The following is a 23,558-nucleotide window of genomic DNA, read 5'->3' on the forward strand; positions in this document are numbered from 1 at the left end:
TAGAAAAGCGAGTCTAAGGTCCAGTGGACCTTGATTCACGAGCTTAACATAAAATTTCTAATTAAGTATAAAAATAGGAAACCACACACAAAAAGCACTCTGACTTATTGTCAGTAGTGCTTTTCTGCTATTATTAGCCAACTAAACCACTAAAGAATTTGACAATGGCATTCCAGATGGCTCCGAAGAAGCCGGCAATGGCATTCCACGCATTTGTAAAGAAGTTTCCACTGTCTTTTAGAATAGCATCTGTATCAAAATTGAGATTGATATTGTTAAAGGTATCGCCTGCTTTATCCACGATACTATCTTTCAAGTCCGACAAGGTCTTCGTAAAGCTTTTGCTACTGATGACACTACTCTTTGAGAGGTTGACTGCGAAATTCACGATCAAATTGATCTGGTTACCCGTCACGGTTGTATCTAGCTTATAATTTTTCAGGGTTTCTTCGACGATCTTTCGAATATCATCCTTGCTTAAATCCTGATTGTTCTGTTTAGCATTGGCTACTGCTGTTTTAATGTCGGTCAATGCTACGTTTAACTTATCCGCATCGAAGTTTTTCTTACCAGCGTTTTCTTCATTGATCCCGGATAGAGTCTTTAACTCTTCTTGGGCCAGATCTTTGCTTTCTTGAGAAACTTTGGCACCATTTTTCTCAAGCGAGTAATAGATCCCGGCCAAGGCACTTTCACCAGTCACCTGTATAGGAGAAGCTACTGTAATTTGAGCATGCTCTAATCCAAGTGTAACGGCTGCATTACGATACATATCTGCAGTGACCTTGGTGATGTTTTGAGGTGTCACGATATTGACTTCTAGTGGCTTATTTTTGCCTAATTTTTGAATTTTAACAGAGGAATAAAGTTCCAAACTATCATCGTTGGCAACGTTCATAATCGAAGAATAAACCTCTGGTGTCATGGTCTTCCACTCTTCTTTATCTTTTGAACTATCGTAGTTCAAGAGACTCAAGGTTTGTTCGATTTGACTTTGGTCCAGCGAATAGCCCAAAACATAGTCTGGCTTGACATAGGTTTCATCAATGACTTTCTGCACATTGCTATCTGCAGAAACACGTGGGACAGCTGTAAACAAGGCAAAAGTCGTTGTTACAAACAATGCAATCTTCTTTATTTTCATCATTTTCTTCTTTCTAATTCAAATCAACTCCGGGTATCTCTTATTACCTTTCTCACCTCACTAGAGATGAAAAAAGAAGTAAATAAAGAGTTTACCCACTTCAATTTTCATTATACAGTTGATTTCTTAAAACTAGCTTACAGTTTTTTTAAGAATGCATGACATTTTTATTTTCCCCAAAGAAACTGGATCAACAGCTTATCTACTATTGGATTTTCATGAAGTTGGCTATGCTGGGCACCTTTACCATCAATCTTTTCTTCACGGTAGCTTTTTGCGCGCTCTACTACTAGGTAGCGAAGGGCTTTCGAAGAAACATTGAGAACCGATCCATCCGTCTCTCCACCGATATCACCATAGATATTAAGCACATCGATTTGATTTTCAGGATAGACTTCCCGAAGAGCTAAAAGATGCTGGTACTGCTCATTCATTGCGGAGGGTTTACCATTTTGCGTATCTAGAGTCAACCCCTGGGGTAGGTTCATCCCTTCGAGTCCAGCAACATGGTTTGCAATGGCGACCTGCTTGATAATTTTTGGTAAATTCTCATCACTTCCATGTTCTAGAAGATAATATAAGACAGACATATTTCCCATAGAATGAGCGACAAGGTTCATTTCTTTGAAATGATAGGTGTCTTGAAGCTTTTTGACTACCTGATAGGCATAATTGCTGATGACTTTTGGATCGGGCGTGCGATTGTTTTGGTATTCCACTTTGATAATTGGATTGACTGCACCTTTTGGAATGGTCCCTGTCAGCCTTACCTGCCCATCTTCAGCCACGTTTGCAGTGATGACGGTTTGTGTCACCCCTGCTTTTTTTGCCGAATCTGTCATATGTTTTTCTGCATTGGCACTCGATCCATAACCATGAAAAAATAAGGTAGGACGACTACTTTGTAGGTAATTCGTGTGGTCCAGCTGCGTTTTTTGTTGATACTTCCCAAAAAATGAGATACATAGGAGAATCAACCCCAAAAGCAGCCCGTAGAATGATTTTTTGTTCAATAGGAACTCCTCAAGATAATTTAAAACTAACTAGTATTTTATCATAGCTATTCAATGATTTCAAAATATTGAGAATGAAAGAGCTAAAATACACAAAAGATCGTAAGATTAAAAGAAAGGCTGGGACAAAAGTCCTAGCCTCTTGATTGTTTTTGGATTGTCGAGCAAGACGCAGTGGTTGAGTGGACTCTACTACGCTGATTTCATCAGCTTTTACAGCCCTACTCAACTGTGCGGAGGTGGGACGACGAAATCGAATTCTAACGAATTACCGATTTCTGTCCCACTCTCTCTGAATTGATTGATTAAAACCATGAAAATAACTTCATAATCGTCATATTGGTTTCTACCAAACGGGAATAATAAATGTTACCCCCATTAATGTAGAGTTCCATCCCGTTTAAAAGAGAGATAGGGTGGAGGTAAAGATAAGTCTCACCGGTTACATTGCCAAGACTTGGCGCTACTACATCCCGTGAATAAGCGCGGGCCAACTCTAGGGAATTTGTCCCACCGTGTTTTGCGACGTAATCGATGTAGTCTTTCCCAAAATTATAGGCTTGAACGGCTGTCCAGCTATCAACGCCTTTTTTCTTGGCTTCTTTTAACTCATCTGAAAGAGTCTGAATACCTTGGCGAATACTGGCCTTATTATCACTAATGGTATTGGTTTCACCACTTGCACTCTCACTTGCCTGCATGACATCGTCCTCTCGACCTTTGGTCTCAGTATAGATCATAGCAAGAATGAGGTTTTCATTGGCCGTGGTGTCCTCCTCAGCAAGGACTTCTCTAACCAGGGAGCGGTACTGCATGACTTGTTTGACATCATGGTGGATCTGAATTCCCTTGTAGATTCCAAATATTAGTAAGATGAATAAGAAGATCTTCACTATACGTTTAATCATTATTTACTCTGTATATCCTCAATATTTTTGATCAAAATAGAATAGGTTCCGTTCTCGTTTAGAATAAATTCAACAGATTCTGCATCTTCATAGACATTATTCGGAACGATTAGTTCAATTCCATTTGACAATGACAATTTCTGATTTTCGAACTTCTTCAACTGGCGACTTGCATCAATTTCTTCAAAGGTGACAGGCTCAGGTACAGCTTCTTTGACTTGGTCAATAAAACTGAGGCGAGCTGTCAAATTATCGTTGAAAAGATCATCCGCTAATTTCTCAGGAGAGAGTTTATTTTCTTCCTCAATATGGTTAAAAATAGCTGATTTAACCTTTGATTGAAATTGAAAATCATCTGTGTTAAAGCTTTCCGCAATCTTCTGGGCTGTTTTTTCTAGTGCCTTGATCGATTTTTTAGGAGAGATCTTGGGTTGCGCCTGCAACAGATTCTCAGAAAAATAGTTCAAGAAAGTCCCGTTGTACTTGATCCGTTTTTCAATCAAGTGGTATTTACGACTTTGAAGATTGATGACCAAGGCCTCATCAGCACCAGTCCCAAAACCAGGCAAATTATTTTGCGTCAGCTTAATCGGATTGTCCACTTCACCACCAAGATGCGTCAGGGTTTCCCGTAAGGCGATCCGAAGAAAGGCAAAATGGTCCACCCCTTCTTTTGAGAATTGAATGAACACCAAATCGTTGGTCTTTTGATTCTCAGAGATGACAAATTCTTCCTTCCAGCGATTCGCTACTGCGACCGAAGTTTCTAATAGGTCATCTGAGATCATCTCAAGAAAAGGATTGTCCTCTTCGAAAATACCGGTTCTGGCTTCATCCGAGTAGACCCGTTCAATCTTCTTACGCAAGTATTCCTCGATTTTAGGCGTGATATTGAGAAATTTATCTGCCAAATAGAGATCGGTATCGTCTGGGCTAAATTGATGAATGATGGCTTTTTTTACGTAAATATCCATAAGATGGTTTAGTCCTCGTAAAGTGGAAAGGCGTCTGTCAAGGCTTTAACTTGGCTACGCACTTCGTCTAATACTTCTTGATTGTCCGCATTCTTCAGCGCTTTGATCATGAGTTCAGCAACGGTGCGACTTTCTTTTTCACCAAAACCACGAGCGGTGATGGCTGCTGCACCTATCCGAATCCCACTGGTCTTAAATGGAGACAAGGTTTCATAAGGAATAGAGTTCTTGTTGAGGGTGATATTGACTTCATCCAACAAGTTTTGCGCCACTTTCCCATTTTCAACGACTTTAGTGACGTCGACAAGGAAAAGGTGGTTCTCTGTTCCGCCTGAAATAACGCGGAAATCAGGATCTTGCAAAAAGACATCAGCCATGGCCTGACTGTTCTTAATCACATTAGCTGCATACTCTTTAAAGGCAGGATCCAGCGCTTCTTTGAAAGCGACAGCTTTGGCAGCAATGACATGCTCTAAAGGTCCTCCCTGAATACCAGGGAAAATAGCAGAGTTTATTTTCTTAGCTAATTCCTCATCATTGGTCAAGATTAGGCCTCCACGAGGGCCACGAAGGGTCTTGTGAGTGGTCGTTGTCGTGATATGTGCATAAGGAACTGGACTTGGATGGAGACCTGCTGCCACGAGACCAGCAATATGGGCCATATCAACCATGAGCTTAGCTCCTACTGCATCTGCAATCTCACGGAATTTTGAGAAATCAATAATATGAGAGTAGGCTGAGGCACCAGCAACGATGAGTTTTGGCTTCACTTCTTGGGCTTGTTTTAAGATGGCATCAAAATCCAAGAGCTCTGTTTCAGGATCTACACTATAAGACACAAAGTTATAGGTTTGACCAGAGAAGCTCACAGTAGCTCCGTGCGTCAAATGCCCACCGGCAGCTAGATCCATCCCCATGACAGTATCACCAGGCTCAATCAAGGCCATATAGGCAGCACAGTTTGCCTGACTTCCTGAATGCGGTTGAACGTTTGCAAATTTAGCCCCAAAGATTTCTTTGGCCCGTTCGATCGCGAGACTTTCGACCACATCGACCACATCTGTCCCGCCATAGTAACGACGACCAGGATAGCCTTCGGCATATTTATTGGTCAGAATAGACCCTTGAGCAGCCATCACTGCCTTAGAGACAACATTTTCAGAAGCAATCAACTCAATATTGTTTTGTTGACGCTCTTCTTCTTTAGCGATCGCATTCCATAGGTCTGCATCATAGGCTTTGTAATCTTCTTTATCAAAAATCATCGGTCTACTCCTTTATAAAAAATTATTTATGTACATTATCACTGAGGAAGTTTATCATCCTCAAAGGAAAGCTCTGGCACTTGTGCAAGCAAATCAGCTTTTGTAATCGAACCTTGCCGCAAAATCCTGGCCTTGGAACCAGAGATATCCAAAATAGTTGAATCTTGTCCAGTCAAGAAGTCATCATCCTCTATACCAGGAACCACTTGATCAAACTCGCTTACAATAGCCTGATACTTTGTTCCACTTGCATGACCTGAAAGATTGGCTGAGGGACCAACCAAAGGACCGTATTTACGAATTAATTCCAATGTTTTTGGGTGAGCCGGAATACGGAAGCCAACCGTATCCAAGCCTGAATGAATCCAGCCAGGTACATTTTCATTTGCCTGAAGAATAATAGTGAGAGGCCCTGGTAAAAATGAATCAATCAGTTTTGTTAAATAGCTAGGTTGATCTTTCGAATAAATTCGAATTGTATCTTCATCGGCTACATTTAAATTCAGAGCCTTTTCTCTAGGCCTACGTTTTAATTCGTAAATATAATCAACTGCCTCTTGGTCCAAAGCTTTAGCGAAAATACCATAGACTGTTTCAGTTGGCAGAATAACCGCACGGCCTGCTTCTAATTCTTTCTCAATGTGATCCATTGTCTACTACTACCATTCTATCTTGTCCAAATTGGTCTTTCAGAACTCGAACGCGTTTGTCAGGAAACGCTTCTTGAAAGAGCTCTTTTACTTTGGCTCCTTGCTTATAGCCAATTTCTAGATAGATCTTTCCGTCTGGTGTTAAAACACTTGGTGCTTGCTGGGCAATCTTTTCGTAGATGGCATATCCATCACGATCCGCAAAAAGAGCTAAGTGAGGTTCAGAGGCTAAAACATTGGCTCCAACCTCTTCTACATCATCCCGAGAGATATAGGGAGGGTTGGACACTATCAGGTCATAAGGACCTTCTAGTTCGTCCAGTACATCTGACGACTTGAATTCAAGGGCAGCTTCTAATTGCTTGGCATTTTCTTGAGCTAGGGCTAATGCCTCTTCTGAGACATCACTAGCTTGAACCTGCCAGGTAGGTCTAGCAAGGGCTAAGCTAATAGCGATAGCACCACTTCCTGTACCAATATCCAGAACTCGTAAGGCTTTCTCATCGTTTTCTTCGAGAATTAGAGCCACCAACTCCTCTGTTTCTGGGCGTGGAATCAGCACGCGCTCATCCACTGTAAAAACATGGCCACAGAATTCTGCACTACCAATAATATACTGGGCAGGGACGTGATGTTTCAACTGCTCAAAGATGGATAGAAGCAAGGCCTGATCCTCTACTTCCACTTCTTTTTGCAAGGCAAGGACAAAGTCTGTAAAAGTCCAGTTTTTTAAAGCACGATACGCGAAGGAGAGGCTTTCTGCTTCCTCTCCAACGGCTATTAATTCTTCTTCATACTGGGCTAATAATGGTCCCAACAACATTATTTGTTCAACTCTTCTAGTTTTTGTGTTTGATCATACAAGACCAAAGCATCGACCACTTCATCTAATTTACCAGATAAGATGGTATCCAGTTTTTGAAGGGTCAAGCCAATCCGGTGATCGGTCACACGGTTTTGAGGGAAGTTGTAAGTCCGGATCCGCTCTGAACGATCACCAGTACCGATGGTTGACTTCCGTTCAGCGTCTTGCTCGTCTTGGGCAATCTGAGCAAAGTGGTCAGCCACACGCGCACGGATGATCTTCATGGCTTTTTCGCGGTTCTTCTGTTGGGTCCGTTCTTCTTGCATCTCGACCTTGATATTGGTTGGCAAGTGGACGATACGAACGGCTGTTGCGACCTTGTTGACGTTCTGTCCACCTGCACCAGATGCGTGGTAGATATCAATCCGTAGGTCTTTTGGATCAATGTCGTACTCGACTTCTTCGATTTCTGGCATAACTAGAACTGTAGCAGTCGAAGTATGGACACGACCTTGGCTTTCTGTCACAGGAACCCGTTGTACCCGGTGGGCACCAGATTCATACTTGAGTTTTGAATAAACCGATTGACCAGAAACCATGGCTACAACTTCTTTGATCCCACCAACGCCATTGTAGGAAGCTTCCATGACTTCAAAACGCCAGCCTTGGCTTTCCGCGTATTTTTGGTACATTTGTAAGAGGTCGCCAGCAAACAATTGGGCTTCGTCTCCTCCAGCTGCTCCACGGATTTCCAAAATAATGTTCTTGTCATCGTTTGGATCTTTTGGAAGAAGTAAGATCTTCAGTTTTTCTTCGTACTCTTCTTTTTCAGCCTTAGCATCCTTAAGTTCTTGCTTGGCCATTTCTTCCAAGTCCGCATCGCCACCTGCTTCTTTAATCATTTCCTCAGCGTCAACAATGTTTTGAAGGACTTGCTTGTACTCACGGTAAGCTGTCACCGTGTCACGGGTGGAAGCTTCTTCTTTTGAAAGCTCCATAAAGCGTTTGGTATCAGAGACCACATCTGGGTCACTCAGTAATTCTCCTAACTCTTCGTATCGGTCTTCTACAGCTTGTAGTTGATCATAGATATTCATGTTTGCTCCTTAATTCTTGGTTGTTAGATCATAGATTGCTACAATTTCGTTTTCTATGACTTCGCCAGTTTCTTTAAATCCATAATGGAGATAGCAAGATCTCGCTTGATGATTTTCCGGTTCATAAGATAACCAAAGACTTGTTGCTTTTCCAGCTGGCTCTGTTCGAACAAAGTCAATGACTGCATCCATAGTCGGTTTAAAATAGCCTAAACCTTGAAATCGTTTATCGACCATAAAACGAAATAACAAGTAGTTCCCCTTGCTGAGCCCAATTTTCTGGTCATAGGCAATCATAACAAAACCAACTAATACTTCCTTATCATAAACTGCTAAGGGAGCTATAAAATCACCATTTTTATCATATACATAGGCTTCAGCTAAACTAATGGAATTGGATGCAATAAAATTCCTTTGATTTGGATGAACTTCTAGATTTAAAACGTCAAAATAATTCTCTATTGTAATTTCTTTTAAACAAATAGACATTATTATCCTCTCTAAAACGTTCTAGACGCTTTCGGTTGGTATGTCTGGATTAAAATAATGCTTGCGGCAAACGGAGATATAGGTCTCGTGTCCACCAATCTGGATCTGCTCTCCATCGTAGACAGGTTTGCCCGCTTGGGTACGCAAGACCATGGTCGCCTTGCGGGAACAGTATTGGCAGATGGTTTTGATCTCCTCAATTTTGTCGGCTAACAAGAGGAGGTGTTTGGAACCTTCAAAGAGTTCATTTCGGAAATCATTTTTGAGGCCAAAAGCCATGACCGGCACATCCAGTTCATCCACGACTCTTGCCAAGTCATAGACATGGTGTCGTTTCAAAAACTGGGCTTCATCGATTAAGACACAGTAAGGTTTGATCGTTTGGTTTTTAATAAAGCCAAAGATATCCGTATCGTCTTCAATTGCAACGGCTTCTCGTTTCATACCGATCCGACTAGAAACCACTCCTACTCCATCTCTGGTATCGATTGCCGAGGTCATGATGACGACGCCCTTGCCTTGCTCTTCATAATTATGGGCCACCTTCAAGATCTCAATGGTTTTCCCCGAGTTCATGGTCCCATATTTATAATATAATTGTGCCATTTTCCTTCTGTTCTCTCTAAAATGTGTTTCATTATCATTTTACCATAATTTTGCTAAGCTTTGTATCCCAAAATGTGATAAAATAGTCCTATAAAAAATTTAGGAGGTGGCCATATGCCATTTGTACGAATTGACCTATTTGAAGGACGCACCTTGGAACAAAAGAAAGCCTTGGCCAAGGAAGTAACTGAAGCTGTTGTCCGCAATACTGGCGCTCCTCAGTCAGCTGTTCACGTTATCATTAATGATATGCCTGAAGGAACCTACTTCCCTCAAGGTGAAATGCGCACCAAATAATGGTTCCACTAAAAAAACCTTTCTTGCTTGTGATATCACATAGCAGGAAAGGTTTTTTCTTATTTTTCTTGGGCTTGACGTTCTGCTTTCCGTTCTTCGAATTCTTCGTCACTCATCAAGGTTCCGCCGACATTGGCTGATTTGGCAAAGGCTGTATAACGACGCAACCAACCGCTGGATATTTTTGATTTGAATGGTTTCAAGTGTTTGCGACGTTCTGCAAGAGTTGCATCATCAACAAGCAAATCAATGGTACGATTTGGAAGATCGATCACGATTTCATCCCCATCTTCAATCAAGGCGATATTTCCACCTTCTGCTGCTTCTGGGGAAACGTGACCAATCGCAATTCCACGAGTAGCTCCTGAGAAACGACCATCCGTAATCAGTGCCACATCCTTACCAAGACCGCGTCCGACAATCTTAGAGGTTGGTGCCAACATTTCTGGCATACCAGGTCCACCCTGAGGACCCTCGTAACGAATGACAACGACATGTCCCTTCTTGACTGTTCCATTGTCAATCAACTCAAGGGCTTGATCTTGTGAATCGCAGCAGATGGCCTTCCCACGGAATGTGGTCACAGATGGATCTACCCCACCGACCTTGATAACAGCTCCATCCTGAGCAATATTTCCGTAAAGGATCGACAAACCACCTACAGGTGAAATAGGATGCTCAATTGGATGGATAATTTCTTCATTTTTAATTTCGGCACCAGCTACGTTTTCTTTCAAGGTTTTACCAGTAACTGTAATACGATCACCCTTAATGGCACCTTTTTTGATCAACTGATTGATAATGGCTGGAACACCACCAGCTTCATGCACATCATGCATGGTGTAAACACTTGAAGGTGCAATTTTAGAAAGATAAGGTGTCTTCTTGGCAATCTCGTTGATATCTTTGAGATCATAGTCAATCCCTGCTTCACGCGCAATAGCGAGCGTATGAAGCACCGTATTGGTAGAACCACCCATGGCCATATCGAGCGCAAAGGCATCATCAATGGCTTCTTTGGTCACAATATCCCGTGGGCGGATACCCTTTTTAATATTCTCTACCAATTGTTTGGCTGCTTGGCGAACCAATTCTCGACGTTCATCTGAAACAGCTAGAATGGTACCATTTCCAGGAAGAGCAAGGCCTAATACTTCCATCAAACAGTTCATGGAATTGGCAGTAAACATACCAGAGCAAGAGCCACAAGTTGGGCAGGCATTTTTTTCCAAGAAATCCAGCTCATCCATGCCCATATCACCAGCTTGATAAGTACCGACAGCTTCAAACAAACTTGAGAGCGTCGCCTGATGCCCCGTCATGTCAACGCCACCCTTCATAGGTCCACCAGAACAAAATACGGCTGGCACATTGGTCCGCATGGCTGCCAAAATCATACCTGGTGTAATTTTATCACAGTTGGGAATATAGAAAACACCATCAAACCAGTGGGCATTGATGACTGTTTCAGCAGCATCTGCAATTAACTCGCGTGATGGCAAACTATAACGCATCCCGATATGGCCCATCGCAATCCCGTCATCGACCCCGATGGTATTAAATTCAAAAGGAATCCCACCAGCCTCGCGGATAGCTTCCTTGGCAACATCTGCTAACTCACGCAGATGAACATGGCCTGGAACGATATCAATATAGGAGTTACAAATGGCAATAAAGGGCTTTTGCATATCCTTTGCTGATTTTACTTGCCCTGTTGCATAGAGGAGACCACGCGCTGGTGCTCGGTCGATCCCCATTTTGATCATATCACTTCTCATCTTGTTCTCCTTCTAGTTCTTCATTTCTACCTCCTAATCTTACCACTTTGACATCAATTGTCAAGAACTTTCAGAAAATTTATAATATTCACGGTAGACAAAAAGCCTAGTTTCCCAGACTTCATTTTAGTTTGTTTGCTTTTTTTCGATTTGCCAGAGCCGAAGTTGGTAACAAATTCCACTCACGACAAGGCTAGAAATAAGACCTATCCAATAAGCATAGGGACCCAAGTTGGTCACATAATCAAGGAAAATCCCTAGTGGGATAGAGATACACCAATAACTAAAGACTCCTAATAAGAAAGGAACCGTTGTATCCTTATAACCCCGCAAAATCCCTTGAAGGGGGGCTGCGAAGGTATCGGCTACTTGGAAAAAGAGGCTATAGGTCATGAAAATCGCTGTTTGTTGGACAAAGATTGGATCCTTGCCGTATAGCCCTGCCAGTTGGAAGCGGAATGTATAGAGAAAGACGAGGGTGACAATGGCAAAGCCAAAGGCTGTCAGCCGTCCCAAACGGCAATATTGTTTGACCACTTCTGGTCTTCCTGCTCCCAGTTCGTAAGATACGATAATCGCCATGGTACTGGAGATACTAACCGGGAAAGCATACATCAGGGTCGAAAAATTCATGGCTGATTGGTGACTCGCGATGGTAAGTGATGGGAATTTTGCCATTAATAAACCAACCAGCGAGAAGATGATGACTTCTGCAAAAACAATTCCACCGATTGGAAGCCCAAGTCGCAATACTTCTTTCATCCCTTTAAAATCATAAGGTTGCGGCTTCCACAATTGGAAAGGTGCTACCTTAGGGTGCTTGCACAAAATTAAAACCGCAATAACCAGCAAGACCCAGTAGGCCAGAGAGGTTCCAAGTCCTGCTCCTGCTCCTCCCATCTCAGGAAAACCAAATGCCCCATAGATCAGGATATAGTTAAAACAAGCATTCAAAGGCAAGAGCAAGAGCATCAAGTACATGGATAGACGCGTCATTCCCAAAGTATCGAGGAAGGTCCGCACGATACTAAAGAGCAACAAAGGTAAGATTCCTAGAGAAAGGAAATATAAATAGCGAATGGCTATTTGGGCAACAACATTTTCTAAACCGATCTGCTTGAGAATCATGGGCGCAATCCCCCAAACAAACCCTATTAAGAGAATAGCCATACCAAATGACATATAGAGGAATTGGTAAAAATCGCCAGCAATCCGTTCTTTATTTCCCTTGCCTAAGTGATGCCCAACAATCGGCGTCAGCGCAGAGACAATCCCGGTCAGGAAAGTAAAAAATGGATTCCACAGACTGGTAGCTGTAGAAACACCAGCCAAATCAAGGGTCCGGTACTGACCAGTCATGGCTGTATCGACAAAGCTGGCTGAATAATTGGCCAATTGGTAGATTAAAATCGGCAAAAATAGACTCAAAAACAAGCGCAAGCGCTCTTTAAAGTGATAGGTTACATACATGATTCTACTCTCTTCTCGTCAAATAAGATTTTCTCCTCTTCCACTCTACTATATGTTTCCTTAAAAGTCAAAAAAACCGAAGATCCAAGGACCTCCGGTTCATGTGAGATTAGTGTTTATTGCGGTTTAAAATAGCATTGAGAACGATCGCCAAGACACTGGCAACGACAATTCCGTTCGCAAAGAACATTTGGAATCCTGTTGGAAGGCCATTGAAGAGAGTGCTGTTGTTCAAACCAACCCCTGCAGCAATCGATACAGCAGCGATCAAGAAATTGTGCTCATTGTGTTCAAAATCAACACGCGCAAGAATCTGCATCCCTTGAATCGATACAAAACCAAACATGACCAGCATCGCTCCCCCAAGAACTGGACTTGGAATGATTTGTGCCAAAGCTCCAAACTTAGGAAGGAGACCTAGAAGTACAAGGAAACCAGCCGCATAGTAGATTGGAAGACGAGTCTTGATACCAGACAATTTCACCAAGCCAACGTTTTGTGAGAATCCAGTGTAAGGGAAGGTGTTGAAGATACCACCGAGGAGAACGGCCAACCCTTCAGCGCGGTACCCATTGCGAAGGCGCGTGCTATTAATTGGATCTTTGGTAATATCAGAAAGAGCGAGATAGACACCTGTTGATTCCACCATAGAAACTGTTGCGATGATACACATCATTAAGATGGAGGTGATTTCAAACTTAGGAGCTCCAAAGAAAAAAGGTGTTGGAACGTGAACGACTGGTGCTTGCGTCACAGGTGTGAAGTCTACCAAGCCCATAGAAGTCGCAATGGCAGTACCTACGATCAAACCAATCAAAATTGAAATGGATTTAATAAAACCAGTCGTATAGATATTAACGACTAAAATGATGAGAATAGTCACCACAGCCAAAATCAAGCTTTGAACGGTTGGTTTTGGCGCATTATTTCCCATATTTCCAATCGCTACTGGAATCAAGGTCAAACCAATGGTTGTAATAACGGATCCCGTTACAATTGATGGGAAGAGGTTGGCAATCTTAGAGAAGAAACCAGAGACAAGGATGACATAAATCCCTGAGACAATCAAAGCACCAAACATGGCACCACTACCATGGCTAGCCCCGATCATGCTGAGAGGAGCCACAGACTGGAAGGCAACCCCAAGGACTACCGGAAGACCGATCCCAAAGTATTTATTGAGCTGCACTTGAAGGAAAGTTGCGACCCCACACATGAAGATATCTGTAGAGATGAGATAGGTTAGTTGATGAGCGTTATAGCCCAAAGCTCCTGCGATCATAATCGGCACCAAAATAGATCCCGAATACATGGCCAAAAGGTGTTGCAAGCCTAGAATGGCCGCCTGTGAATGGCTTTCTTGTTTTTGCATTAGATGTCTGCCTCCTTAAATACAACCTGACCATTTTCAAAACGGTCCAAACGTGCGAGGGATACAACTGGATATCCCAACTCTTCTAACAATCCCCGTCCATCTTGGAAGGATTTTTCAATCACGATCCCAATCGCTTCGACTTGAGCCCCGGCTTGTTCGATGATTTGAATCAAGCCTTTGGCTGCTTGGCCATTTGCAAGGAAATCGTCAATGATCAAAATCTTATCTGATGGATCCAAGAATTTACCCGCAATCGAAACGGTGCTGGTCACTTGCTTGGTAAAGGAATAAACCTCAGCCGTCAAAATGCCTTCATTCATCGTGATGTTTTTCGCCTTCTTAGCAAAGATCATGGGAACATCCAAGGCTTCAGCTACATAAAGGGCTGGCGCAATTCCAGACGCTTCAATGGTTACGACTTTCGTCACGCCAGCATCTTTGAACCGGTCCGCAAAGGTCTGACCAATTTCTTTCATCAATTTGAAATCCACTTGGTGGGTCAAAAAGGAATCCACCTTGAGGATATTCTCACCCAAAACATTGCCATCTTTTAAGATGCGCTCTTCAAGTAATTTCATACTTCCTCCTACTTTTTTAAAAATCCTCTACTTCATTCACAAAATACAAAAAGGCCTGCTAAGCAAGCCTTGAAATCTCTCTAGAAAGAGAAATAATCCCGACTTACTTATTGTTAGGTGTTCCGGCACCTTGTAGAAACATCACGCCTATTCGTGAAATAAATAAGTAATTCAATTAGTGTGCATCGCCATTCCAGATAGAATTCTTAACGATCACATAGTCAACATGTTTCAAATCTGCTAATTTTCGGCCTCCTGCATAAGAGATCGAACTTTGCAAATCTTGTTCCATTTCTGTCAAGGTATCTTGCAAATGACCCTTGGCAGGCAATAAAATCTTCTTACCTTCGACGTTCTTATATGCACCTTTTTGGTACTCTGAAGCAGATCCATAGTACTCTTTGAAAGACTCTCCATCAATCTCTACTGTTTTACCAGGACTTTCAATATGTCCTGCAAAGAGAGAACCGATCATGACCATAGATGCCCCGAAACGAATCGATTTGGCAATATCACCATGAGTCCGAATACCACCATCCGCAATGATTGGCTTACGCGCTGCTTTTGAGCACCAGCGAAGAGCAGCCAATTGCCAACCACCTGTACCAAATCCAGTCTTCACTTTAGTGATACAAACCTTACCAGGGCCGATTCCGACCTTAGTCGCATCAGCTCCCGCATTTTCCAATTCACGAACAGCTTCAGGTGTTCCAACATTTCCAGCAATGACAAAGGTATCTGGCAATTCTTTCTTGATGTGTTGAATCATCCGAATGACACTATCCGCATGACCGTGTGCGATATCAATAGTGATGTACTCAGGCGCATCTGCCTTCAATTGACTCACAAAGTCGTATTCGTATTCCTTAACACCGACTGAAATGGAAGCGATCAAACCTTGCTCATGCATGCGTTTGACAAAAGGAATCCGACCCTCTTCATCAAAACGGTGCATGATGTAGAAGTAACCACCACGCGCCAACTGCTCTGCCACATTCTCATCCAAGATTGTCTGCATATTTGCAGGGACAACGGGAAGCTTGAAGGTATGCTTACCAAATTGGACGGTTGTGTCTGCTTCTGAGCGGCTATTGATGATACATTTGTTGGGGATCAACTGAATATCTTCATAGTCGAAAATAGGAAATTCATTTAACATAGATTGAAAAATCTCTTTTCTAAAAACTGACCTACCTATGCGCAAGCGCATCGCTACGTCTCTTGACGTTTCCTTGATAGATTATACCAAAGATACGGACCTAATGCAACGGGAATGATTTTATAGGAAATAACGTTCGGAAATTACAAAACAAAAACCCGTTTCAAAAAGAGAAACAGGTTTTATTTATGAACATTTTGGAGCCAATTGTTGACTTCTCTAGCTACAATTTCAGGCGCCTCTGTATACAGTTCGTGCCCCAAACCATCTAGCAAGACTTGCTTGATCTGGGGATCTAGTTGCTTCAGAGCTTCTTTTCTCCATTCAGGCTCTTCTTGGTACCGAGGTCCAATAAAGAGGACAGGCAGGTCTGCCAGTGGAATCTGGTAAGTCTTGATCTGATGCCGTAGACGCAATAAAGCCATGACCTTTTCGAGATCCAGATTTAATTCATATTGTTCACTCACTGGATTCCAGCGATAGCTAGCCTCAACTGCTTTTCGCGCTATAGGCGTCGGATCTGCTCCATCACCAAGTTCTGATAACACAGCTTCTTCAAAAGTTGCAAAGACTTGCTGCTGCATGAAAGACGCCGTTCCTTCTAGTTCTTCTTCAAGAGGCAGGATCTTTTCCATATCCAGATAACCCCCATCCAGGAGAATCAAAGCCTGGATCTGAGGAAACTCACTAGCCAGATAACGGGCCAAATCTCCACCCAAGGAATGCCCCAATAAACAGATCTCTTCCGCCTGGCCGATCTGACCTTGAAACCAAGCACGAAGATCTTTTTCTGTCCGAATCATTTCCCTATAGGGATCTAGAAAGGTCACAGGAAAGCTAAGCTCTTCAATAAGTGGAGCTAGATGGTAGCCATTGCTACCTAGGCCACCGATAAAATAAAACTGCATGTGTTTTGTCTCTTTTCTATAAGATTAAAAGCTTATGAAAGCTATACATATTTAGTCATCCTTTGTATACTATCATACCGAAATACAGTTTGAAGTTCAAGTTAGTCACTAGCTAGGGAAATTGGATAAGCAAAAAGAGACCACAGGGTCTCTATCTGAATGAATAAGAAAAAAAATCCACTCACTCGTAGGTGAAATGGATTGTTTCTTTATTAACGGTTCAACAAGAAATTGAACAATTTTTCGACAATTTTTACGACCAACCAGCATAAGAATCCGATATAGCTGAAATAGAAAATGAGTGACAAAATCGTAATAATCATGGTTTCCTCCTTCGTCGATTGCAAGTACTTGTCTTATTATACCTTTTTATGCAATCGAACTCAATAGAATTTTGAAAATTGTCTGATTATTCTTTTTCTTCTTTAGCTTCTTTGGCGTCTTGATCGGCTTCTTCACTGCCTTTATTGACAGCTGTCTTAAATTCAGCAAACATTTTGCCGATGGACTGGCCCAACTCTGGTAGGCGTTTTGGTCCAAAAATCAAGAGGGCGCCCAGGATGATGATGATCAAACCTGGTGCTCCAATATCACGTAAAATTCCCATTAGTTTCTCCTTTTTCTTGAATAGATGACTTTACTGATGGCGACACTGACTTCAAACAAGAGGATCAAAGGGAATGTCATAGCCAAGTCACTGATAAAGTCTGCAGGGGTTAGCACGACGGCTAAGACCAGCAGTACAAAGTAAGCGTATCGTCGGTAGGTTATTAAAAACTGTGGTGTCAAGAGCCCAATCGAGGTCAGAAAAGCGACCAAAACTGGTAACTCGAACAAGACCCCTAAAGGCAAGGTGGTGTGCCATAAGAAGGTTAAATAATTTTGTGCCGTCAATTGGGTATCAAACAGCCCATCTCCCAAGCGCATCAAGACCTTTAAAATAGCTGGGCTGACAAAGAAATAACCAAATGCAAGCCCCAGCACAAAGCAAACAAAGCTAGCTGGGATGTAGGCAAAGACTGCACGCGCCTCTTTCTCCTTCAGAGCCGGTCTTACGAATTGCCAAATCTGGTAGACAATAAAGGGCAAGGTCAGGCTAAAAGCTGTGAGATTAGCCAGCGATACATAGATCCAGAGGATATCATTCGGTCCCAGTACTAGCAGTTTTTGATGCAGGCTAGCCGTCAAGGCTTGATAGAGTTCTCCACCAAATACAAAGGCTACGATGAAGACGATAATATAACACAAGACCACCGCGATCAATCGTTTTCGAAATTCGACCAAATGTTCAACAATGGTCATTTCATCTGCTCTACTCTTTGCCATGTTGTCTCACCGTAACGAGTGCGATCAAGACCACAAAGATACATTGAGGAAGAAGAACTTCCCAGCTTGGATAGATCCCCGCCCAATCGATGGTTGGAAGTCCATTGACCAAATGGCTAGGTAGGATATTGGTCAACTGCAGGGCGTGGATGCTGACACCGAGCATCTTGAAGGCCAAAGCGTAAATCAACCACGTCAGAATGAAAAAGATTCGATGAGGTTGGATAGCTTGACTAGCCTTGGTCATCGCCACTGCAATGATGATGAGAACGGCTATGGCAAGCCCGATTCCCAGTAAGAAATTCGCGGTTGTAATCCGCGGAATAATCCCGACATAGAAGAGAATGGTCTCAGCCCCTTCACGAAAGACTGCTAAGAAACTGAGCGCAAACATCGAGACAAAGCTTCCTGTAGCCGTCACTGTCTTCATCTGACGGTCCATAAAGGCATTCCACTGTTTGACAGAGGACTTGCTATGGAGCCAAATTCCGATGAGGATCATCATGACCACAGCGAAAATCCCAACGCCACCTTCAATGATTTCCCGGTTAGACCCCGAAGTAACAGCTGGAAATGCTACTTGAAGAATAAGAGCGATCGCTGCACTGGCAAGAACACCAGCAATGGCTCCACCGTAGACCCATTTGAGGCCTTTCCTCATCTTAGCAGCCTTAAGGGTCGTCACAAGCGCCATAACGATCAGAAGGGCTTCTACTCCTTCACGCAGAAGAATCAACATGGCATCAAAAGCGTTGTAAGAAGCTGTCGTATCGATCGCAGACAGGTCTTGGATCAAGGCCTGTAATTTCTCTTGATAGGCTTTTTCTTTCCCCTTGACCATAATAATCGGAGATTCACTCTCTACGCGCGTGTAGAGACTGGGATTGGTCGTGCTGACATCCCCTTCGATAGTTGGCCAGATAGTGATGAACTGCTTCATAGTCGCTGCAGCAGACTTATCGTCGCCGGATTGGAATTGGCTTTGCGCCTTCTCCAAAAGCTTGATCCCATCGTTCAACGTCAAATCCGTACTAGCACTGCTAATGGCTTCTCCTTTTACAAAGGCATCAATCCCATTTTTGAGGTCATCATAAGAGGACTGGATGTTGGTAAAATCGGTAGGCTCTGTTTCAATACTACTGCGCAAGAGCGAAATGGCCGTCTCGATTTTGCCATAGTAGGCTGTGCTGTGATCTCTTACCACCGCTTCATTTCGCGTCCAGGTATTATTGAGATCTGCATAGGTTTGACGGGTTTTATCTAGATCCTTAGCTGTAATGGCCTCTTGTAGGTTCTTAAAATAAGGAGCGAGCCGACTGACAAGTTTGTCTTTTTCTGCCTCTAAATCGACCGGATTTTGCTCTTTTTCAAAAGCGAGCAAGGCTGATGAGATCTTGGTAAGATCGTCTTTGGTTACCTCCCCTTTTATAGCCAGGGCTTGGTTAACTTTTTTCCCTGCCTTGGAATCATGGTGATCTTTGGATTCAAAATCATCCTGAATCTCAGCGATCAATGCCTTGGCCTTATCCTGGTTCTTATTTTCTACAGCGGTTGTTGCATCTGTGATCTTGATAAAGAGATCGCTATAAGACTCCGCAGCCACTGGATGAGTCCAGAACAAGGCAAGAAGGCCGAACAAGATCAAGAGTTTATTCAAAGAGTGCTTGACCAAGATACCCTCCTTTCTCAACGCCTGCAAAGCAAGCAAAGAGTCCACTTCCGATATGGGTGATGTACTCGTTCATTTTGTCCACTGCGCCCAAATTGGTTTGGATTTTGACAAAGCTGTTCGGATCCTTTTGAAAGGCGATAAAGATCAAGCCGGCATCAAATTGCCCGGTCTGTTCATTGATGCCATCCGAATAGGAATATGACCGGCGTAAAATTGGTCGATCGACTTCTTTAGCCAAGCGGACATGTGAATCTACTGGTAGCTTAGATAAATCTACTTCATCAAATTCGTTGGTTTTACCAAAGGGAGCACCGGACTCCTTGTAGCGACCAAAGGTATTTTCCTGCTCCTGCAAATTGGTTCGGTCCCAAGTTTCCAAGTGCATTTGCACTAGGCGAAGAGCCATATAGGAACCACCCTTCATCCAATCCTTGCTGTCAGTCCAGACGACCTTATCAAAGTCCTTCTCCGTCGTGACATTTGCTGTTCCATCCTTGAAGCCAAAGAGGTTGCGGGGCGTTTCTTTTCGGTCACCAATAGCTGCAAATCCTGATTTGCTCCACTTCATGGTAATGGTATTTCGACCCTTACGAATCAGATTTCTCACCGCATGAAAGGCTACTTGCTCATCATCTGCACAGGCTTGAATAACGATATCGCCACCAGTATATTTGTCCTGCAACTGCTCCTTTGGAAATGGAGGCAAATCACGAAAGAGTTTCGGACGTTTGGACTCCAAGCCCAGCTTCTTTAGAAAGGAAGCAGAAACCCCAAAAGTCAGGCTCAAGCGATAGGGGTTAAGTCCTACTGTTTCACCAGTATCTGTTGGTGGCAAGAGGGCATTGGCCCCATCTTTTTTGACCAACTCTCCTTCGACTAATTTACTACTATAATCAGTCCAGTCTTTAAAGAGCTGGATGACTTCTTTTTTGTCCGTCGTGTGAAGGTCTAACACCACCAAGTAGCAAGCCTTCTGCATGGCCGTCGTAATTCCTGCTTGGTGCTTGCCATAAAAGGAGATGTCTTCATCCCCATCATAAGCTTTTTTGCTAAAACTGTCTTGATTAGCGAAAAAAGCAGATGCACCAGAGAGGCCCAGAGCTAGACCAGCCCCTCCAATACCTGCTTTTTTAAGAAATTCACGACGGTCCATTTTTTTATCTAAAAATTTTTCGTCAGCCATGTTTCTTATTTCCCATCTAAAATCACACCCATTTGAGATAATGGTTCACCAAGTTTGGTCACAGCTTCTGCCAATTCCTTGGTATCTTCATTAGATAAATCTGTGTAAGACTTATAGTTTGAATCATCTGTCATGTGTTTGTCCAATAAAGCATTGACATTCTTGAATTCTGCTTCCAAAGTTTTAACCAATTTAGCATCTTTTTTCTCAATCAAGGGTTTAAAGAGAGAGAAGATCTTTTCAGCCCCTTCAATATTGGCACGGAAGTCGTAAAGATCTGTATGAGAGAAGACTTCTTCTTCACCCGTAATCTTTTGCGTTGCCACTTCATTAAGCAAATCAACAGCTCCGGTCAACATGATATCCGGTGTGACTTCTACTGTAGCAATTTTAGCTTTCAACTCCTTGATATCGTTCACCAGTTGGTCAGCGTATTTGTCTGTTCCATCTGTGGTATTGTTTTCCCAAAGAATGCGCTCAATCCGGTGGAAACCTGACCAGCCATCTTCTGATTTATTTTCATCCACATAATCCACCAAGCGGTAGTCGATCTTGACATCCGATTCTCCGAAAGTTTCAGCAATCGGTTCAGAACGTTCATAGGCCATACGGATCAAGGGGTATTGCTTTTTAGCTTCTTCCAAATTTCCAGCTTTTAGGGTATCTCGAAATCCTTCTGTATCCTTGAGCAATTGGTCGATTTGCATTTCGACAAAGTCTTTGTATTCAGCCGTCGCATTGTCCAAGGTCTTTTGGTCAGCCTTTGACAACTGCACCGTTGAGCTGGTTTGCGTCTTTTGACTTGACTGTTTGCTAGTAGAATTTGCACACCCTGCTAAAAGAGCAACACTCAATAAGAGTAGACTATATTTTTTCATTAAAGACTTCTCCTCATTTGTTCTTGCCCTTATTTTACCAGATGTTTTCTCATTTTTCAATAATTGTCTGAAAATTTAATAATAGAAAAACATTTATGAGAATCTGTCTTTTACAAAAGAATATCTTTGACCCGTCCAATTTCAGATTCTTTAACCACCACAAAGATACTATCCCCTAGATACAAGCGGGTCGCACCATTGACCGTATAGCTCTTACCGCTTCGCATTTGCGTGGTGATCAAGATATCTTGAGGGAGGTGCAGTTCATGGACTTGCTTACCTGCTATCTTTTCTGATACAGGGATCTCGATCAGGGTCAACTCTCCTTCTTCTTGCGCCTTATCCGGTAACAATTGCTCCAGCATGGCTTCATAGACTGGCGCTCCATGGAAGAGATCCATAATTATATAAGCTACCAAGGTGACCATACCTAGTGGCATTAAACTACGAATATCCCCGACCATCTCTGTCACCAAGATCATCGCTGTTAAAGGCGCTTTTGAAATAGCCCCAAAATAGCCACTCATACCTAAAATGATGAAAAGAGGCAGCTGGTTTTGAGAGATAAAGCCAATGTTTTGGAGAAAGGTTCCAACGATGGCTCCTAAAAGAGATCCTAATGCTAGTATGGGCAGGAAGATGCCACCTGGCAAGCCACTACCATAGCTCAACATACTCCAAATGAAACGGATCACAAAATAGAGAAGGATGGTCAGCACTGGATACGGTACTCGAGCTAAATCCAAGACCAATTGGTTTCCACCACCAAGAATCTGAGGAAGGAAATAGCCGATTGGAAGAATCAAGACAAAGGCAAATAAAGAGGAATAATGTGAAGTAACACGGAAAAACTTCTCTAGCAAACGATACAGGCGACCGATATTGAGAACCACTATTTCGTAGACATAACCCGCTGCCCCTAAAAAGACTCCAAGAAAAAGATAAATCCAGTACTGAGACAGATGGAGTGGCGGAATATTTTGTGGCATATGAAGCACTGGTGTTTGACCAAAGACATTGAGTGAAATAAAATTAGCCGTCAAACTAGCAGCCAAGGTTGAAATCCAAAAGAAGCGTGAAAAATGATGGTAGACCTCTTCAACCACAAATAAGAGCCCCGCTATAGGTGCATTAAAGGCAGCGGCAAGGCCAGCAGCAGCCCCACTTGCAATCAAAGATCGCTCCTCAACCGGACTGACCCTCAAATGATGGGCCACTCCTTTTCCACCCATTGCCCCTAATTGAATACTAGGACCTTCACGACCAAGCATCAAGCCACTTCCGATGGCCAAGACACCTAAAATATACTTCTTCCACAGAGTATCCCACCAGCTCACCGCCAAGAGGCCCTTGAGTTCCGCTTCGACTTGCGGAATTCCTGATCCCTTGATATCCCGATTGGTGCGAATAAGGCGACCAGCAATCAGTACGATCACCCCATAACCCAATAGCATAGCAAGTAAATAAAGTGGTTGACCAGGCATCTCCTTGTAAACGCCTTGAACAAAATGAAAAATATGTTCGATCAAAAAACGAAAACTCGAGACGATACAGCCCACAACGATCCCAACCAGAACACCTCTGACAATATGGGCCACAATCGAACTAGAGGCAAATTGAAATTCATTTTTAATGGCTTCTTCTTTAGCAGACATTCCTAACTCCTTCAAACTCTTATCCTATTCATTATACCTTATTTCACTGCCTCTGAATACATGTAAAGACAGAAAAAAACAAAACTACCCTTGTTAGTTTTGTTTAGAATGTGGACAAACCATTTTATCCAATAAAAATAAGTTAAGAAATTCTACAAAGAAATATAAATATGTCCTATTTATGGAACGAATAAAGAAAAGTCAAAACTTTCCGCTGTGAGAAAAGTGCCTGAAACAATACAGTTTCAGGCACTCGGAATTATTGAGACCTTAGGCTCAATAATTAGTCATGGAACTTCTACGAAGTTCCATGACGTCCGTACTCACC

At 42.7% G+C, this 23,558-nt stretch carries 23 protein-coding genes and 1 riboswitch; of the genes, 1 reads left to right on the forward strand and 22 read right to left on the reverse strand.

Annotated features, from left to right (window positions below):
- Window positions 1–133: 133 nt before the first annotated feature.
- From NFR56_RS03770 to NFR56_RS03815, 10 genes are all read right to left on the reverse strand, one after another.
- On the reverse strand, window positions 134–1,144 hold the full coding sequence (locus tag NFR56_RS03770) for a DUF1002 domain-containing protein (protein WP_251457834.1): 1,011 nt from the start codon (window positions 1,142–1,144) through the stop codon (window positions 134–136).
- A 167-nt stretch (window positions 1,145–1,311) separates the two neighbouring features.
- Window positions 1,312–2,106, reverse strand: a complete 795-nt coding sequence (locus NFR56_RS03775; RefSeq protein ID WP_414363363.1) for an alpha/beta hydrolase — start codon at window positions 2,104–2,106, stop codon at window positions 1,312–1,314.
- Between the two features lie 356 nt (window positions 2,107–2,462).
- Window positions 2,463–3,065 (reverse strand): lysozyme family protein, encoded by a 603-nt coding sequence (locus tag NFR56_RS03780; RefSeq protein WP_003007284.1) that lies wholly within the window; start codon window positions 3,063–3,065, stop codon window positions 2,463–2,465.
- Window positions 3,065–4,039: a nucleoid-associated protein gene (locus NFR56_RS03785; RefSeq protein ID WP_251457798.1), complete on the reverse strand. Its 975-nt coding sequence runs from the start codon at window positions 4,037–4,039 to the stop codon at window positions 3,065–3,067. Before NFR56_RS03785 ends, NFR56_RS03780 begins: the two co-directional genes overlap by 1 nt.
- Window positions 4,040–4,047: 8 nt before the next feature.
- Window positions 4,048–5,304, reverse strand: coding sequence for a serine hydroxymethyltransferase (glyA, locus tag NFR56_RS03790; protein ID WP_150906071.1), 1,257 nt, complete (start codon window positions 5,302–5,304; stop codon window positions 4,048–4,050).
- 38 nt (window positions 5,305–5,342) lie between these two features.
- Window positions 5,343–5,954, reverse strand: coding sequence for an L-threonylcarbamoyladenylate synthase (locus NFR56_RS03795; protein ID WP_251457801.1), 612 nt, complete (start codon window positions 5,952–5,954; stop codon window positions 5,343–5,345).
- On the reverse strand, window positions 5,941–6,777 hold the full coding sequence (gene prmC / locus NFR56_RS03800; protein WP_003007276.1) for a peptide chain release factor N(5)-glutamine methyltransferase: 837 nt from the start codon (window positions 6,775–6,777) through the stop codon (window positions 5,941–5,943). Before prmC ends, NFR56_RS03795 begins: the two co-directional genes overlap by 14 nt.
- The gene (prfA, locus tag NFR56_RS03805; protein WP_003007273.1) at window positions 6,777–7,856 is read right to left on the reverse strand and encodes a peptide chain release factor 1; all 1,080 of its coding nucleotides are present in this window, start codon (window positions 7,854–7,856) and stop codon (window positions 6,777–6,779) included. The genes prmC and prfA overlap by 1 nt, the downstream gene beginning before the upstream one ends.
- A gap of 9 nt (window positions 7,857–7,865) precedes the next feature.
- Entirely contained in the window at window positions 7,866–8,345 is a 480-nt protein-coding gene (locus tag NFR56_RS03810) for a GNAT family N-acetyltransferase (protein ID WP_251457821.1), read from the reverse strand.
- Between the two features lie 21 nt (window positions 8,346–8,366).
- Window positions 8,367–8,951 (reverse strand): thymidine kinase, encoded by a 585-nt coding sequence (locus NFR56_RS03815; RefSeq protein ID WP_195189862.1) that lies wholly within the window; start codon window positions 8,949–8,951, stop codon window positions 8,367–8,369.
- 114 nt (window positions 8,952–9,065) lie between these two features.
- Here NFR56_RS03815 and NFR56_RS03820 point away from each other — a divergent pair, with 114 nt between their 5' ends.
- On the forward strand, window positions 9,066–9,248 hold the full coding sequence (locus NFR56_RS03820) for a 4-oxalocrotonate tautomerase (protein WP_001117401.1): 183 nt from the start codon (window positions 9,066–9,068) through the stop codon (window positions 9,246–9,248).
- Window positions 9,249–9,307: 59 nt separating this feature from the next.
- Here the strand turns inward: NFR56_RS03820 and ilvD are convergent, their stop codons facing one another.
- The 12 genes from ilvD to NFR56_RS03880 all read right to left on the reverse strand — a co-directional run bounded on the left by ilvD (window position 9,308) and on the right by NFR56_RS03880 (window position 23,230).
- The gene (ilvD, locus tag NFR56_RS03825) at window positions 9,308–11,026 is read right to left on the reverse strand and encodes a dihydroxy-acid dehydratase (protein WP_251457825.1); all 1,719 of its coding nucleotides are present in this window, start codon (window positions 11,024–11,026) and stop codon (window positions 9,308–9,310) included.
- Window positions 11,027–11,152: 126 nt separating this feature from the next.
- Entirely contained in the window at window positions 11,153–12,496 is a 1,344-nt protein-coding gene (locus NFR56_RS03830) for an MATE family efflux transporter (protein ID WP_118398273.1), read from the reverse strand.
- Window positions 12,497–12,605: 109 nt separating this feature from the next.
- The gene (locus tag NFR56_RS03835; protein ID WP_251457828.1) at window positions 12,606–13,868 is read right to left on the reverse strand and encodes a nucleobase:cation symporter-2 family protein; all 1,263 of its coding nucleotides are present in this window, start codon (window positions 13,866–13,868) and stop codon (window positions 12,606–12,608) included.
- Entirely contained in the window at window positions 13,868–14,449 is a 582-nt protein-coding gene (locus tag NFR56_RS03840; protein ID WP_049522975.1) for a xanthine phosphoribosyltransferase, read from the reverse strand. The genes NFR56_RS03835 and NFR56_RS03840 overlap by 1 nt, the downstream gene beginning before the upstream one ends.
- Window positions 14,450–14,539: 90 nt before the next feature.
- Window positions 14,540–14,635: riboswitch (purine riboswitch) on the reverse strand.
- Window positions 14,625–15,608, reverse strand: coding sequence for a GMP reductase (guaC, locus tag NFR56_RS03845; protein ID WP_118398270.1), 984 nt, complete (start codon window positions 15,606–15,608; stop codon window positions 14,625–14,627). (Overlaps the previous riboswitch by 11 nt.)
- A 182-nt stretch (window positions 15,609–15,790) precedes the next feature.
- Window positions 15,791–16,516, reverse strand: a complete 726-nt coding sequence (locus tag NFR56_RS03850; protein WP_118398267.1) for an alpha/beta fold hydrolase — start codon at window positions 16,514–16,516, stop codon at window positions 15,791–15,793.
- Window positions 16,517–16,925: 409 nt separating this feature from the next.
- The gene (locus NFR56_RS03855) at window positions 16,926–17,123 is read right to left on the reverse strand and encodes a Sec-independent protein translocase subunit TatA/TatB (protein WP_023918087.1); all 198 of its coding nucleotides are present in this window, start codon (window positions 17,121–17,123) and stop codon (window positions 16,926–16,928) included.
- Complete coding sequence (tatC, locus tag NFR56_RS03860; RefSeq protein ID WP_134974467.1) at window positions 17,123–17,842, reverse strand: twin-arginine translocase subunit TatC; 720 nt, start codon at window positions 17,840–17,842, stop codon at window positions 17,123–17,125. Before tatC ends, NFR56_RS03855 begins: the two co-directional genes overlap by 1 nt.
- Complete coding sequence (locus tag NFR56_RS03865) at window positions 17,829–19,514, reverse strand: FTR1 family iron permease (protein ID WP_134974468.1); 1,686 nt, start codon at window positions 19,512–19,514, stop codon at window positions 17,829–17,831. Before NFR56_RS03865 ends, tatC begins: the two co-directional genes overlap by 14 nt.
- Window positions 19,492–20,697 carry an iron uptake transporter deferrochelatase/peroxidase subunit gene (gene efeB / locus NFR56_RS03870; RefSeq protein ID WP_195189854.1) on the reverse strand — a complete coding sequence of 402 codons (1,206 nt, stop codon included), beginning with the start codon at window positions 20,695–20,697 and terminating at the stop codon, window positions 19,492–19,494. Before efeB ends, NFR56_RS03865 begins: the two co-directional genes overlap by 23 nt.
- 5 nt (window positions 20,698–20,702) lie before the next feature.
- Window positions 20,703–21,575 carry an iron uptake system protein EfeO gene (gene efeO, locus NFR56_RS03875; protein ID WP_195189853.1) on the reverse strand — a complete coding sequence of 291 codons (873 nt, stop codon included), beginning with the start codon at window positions 21,573–21,575 and terminating at the stop codon, window positions 20,703–20,705.
- Between the two features lie 110 nt (window positions 21,576–21,685).
- A complete protein-coding gene (locus NFR56_RS03880) occupies window positions 21,686–23,230 on the reverse strand; it encodes a ClC family H(+)/Cl(-) exchange transporter (RefSeq protein WP_251457831.1) in 1,545 nt (514 codons plus the stop codon).
- Between the last annotated feature and the right edge of the window lie 328 nt (window positions 23,231–23,558).

This window comes from Streptococcus caecimuris, assembly GCF_943193075.1.
GTDB lineage: Bacteria > Bacillota > Bacilli > Lactobacillales > Streptococcaceae > Streptococcus > Streptococcus caecimuris.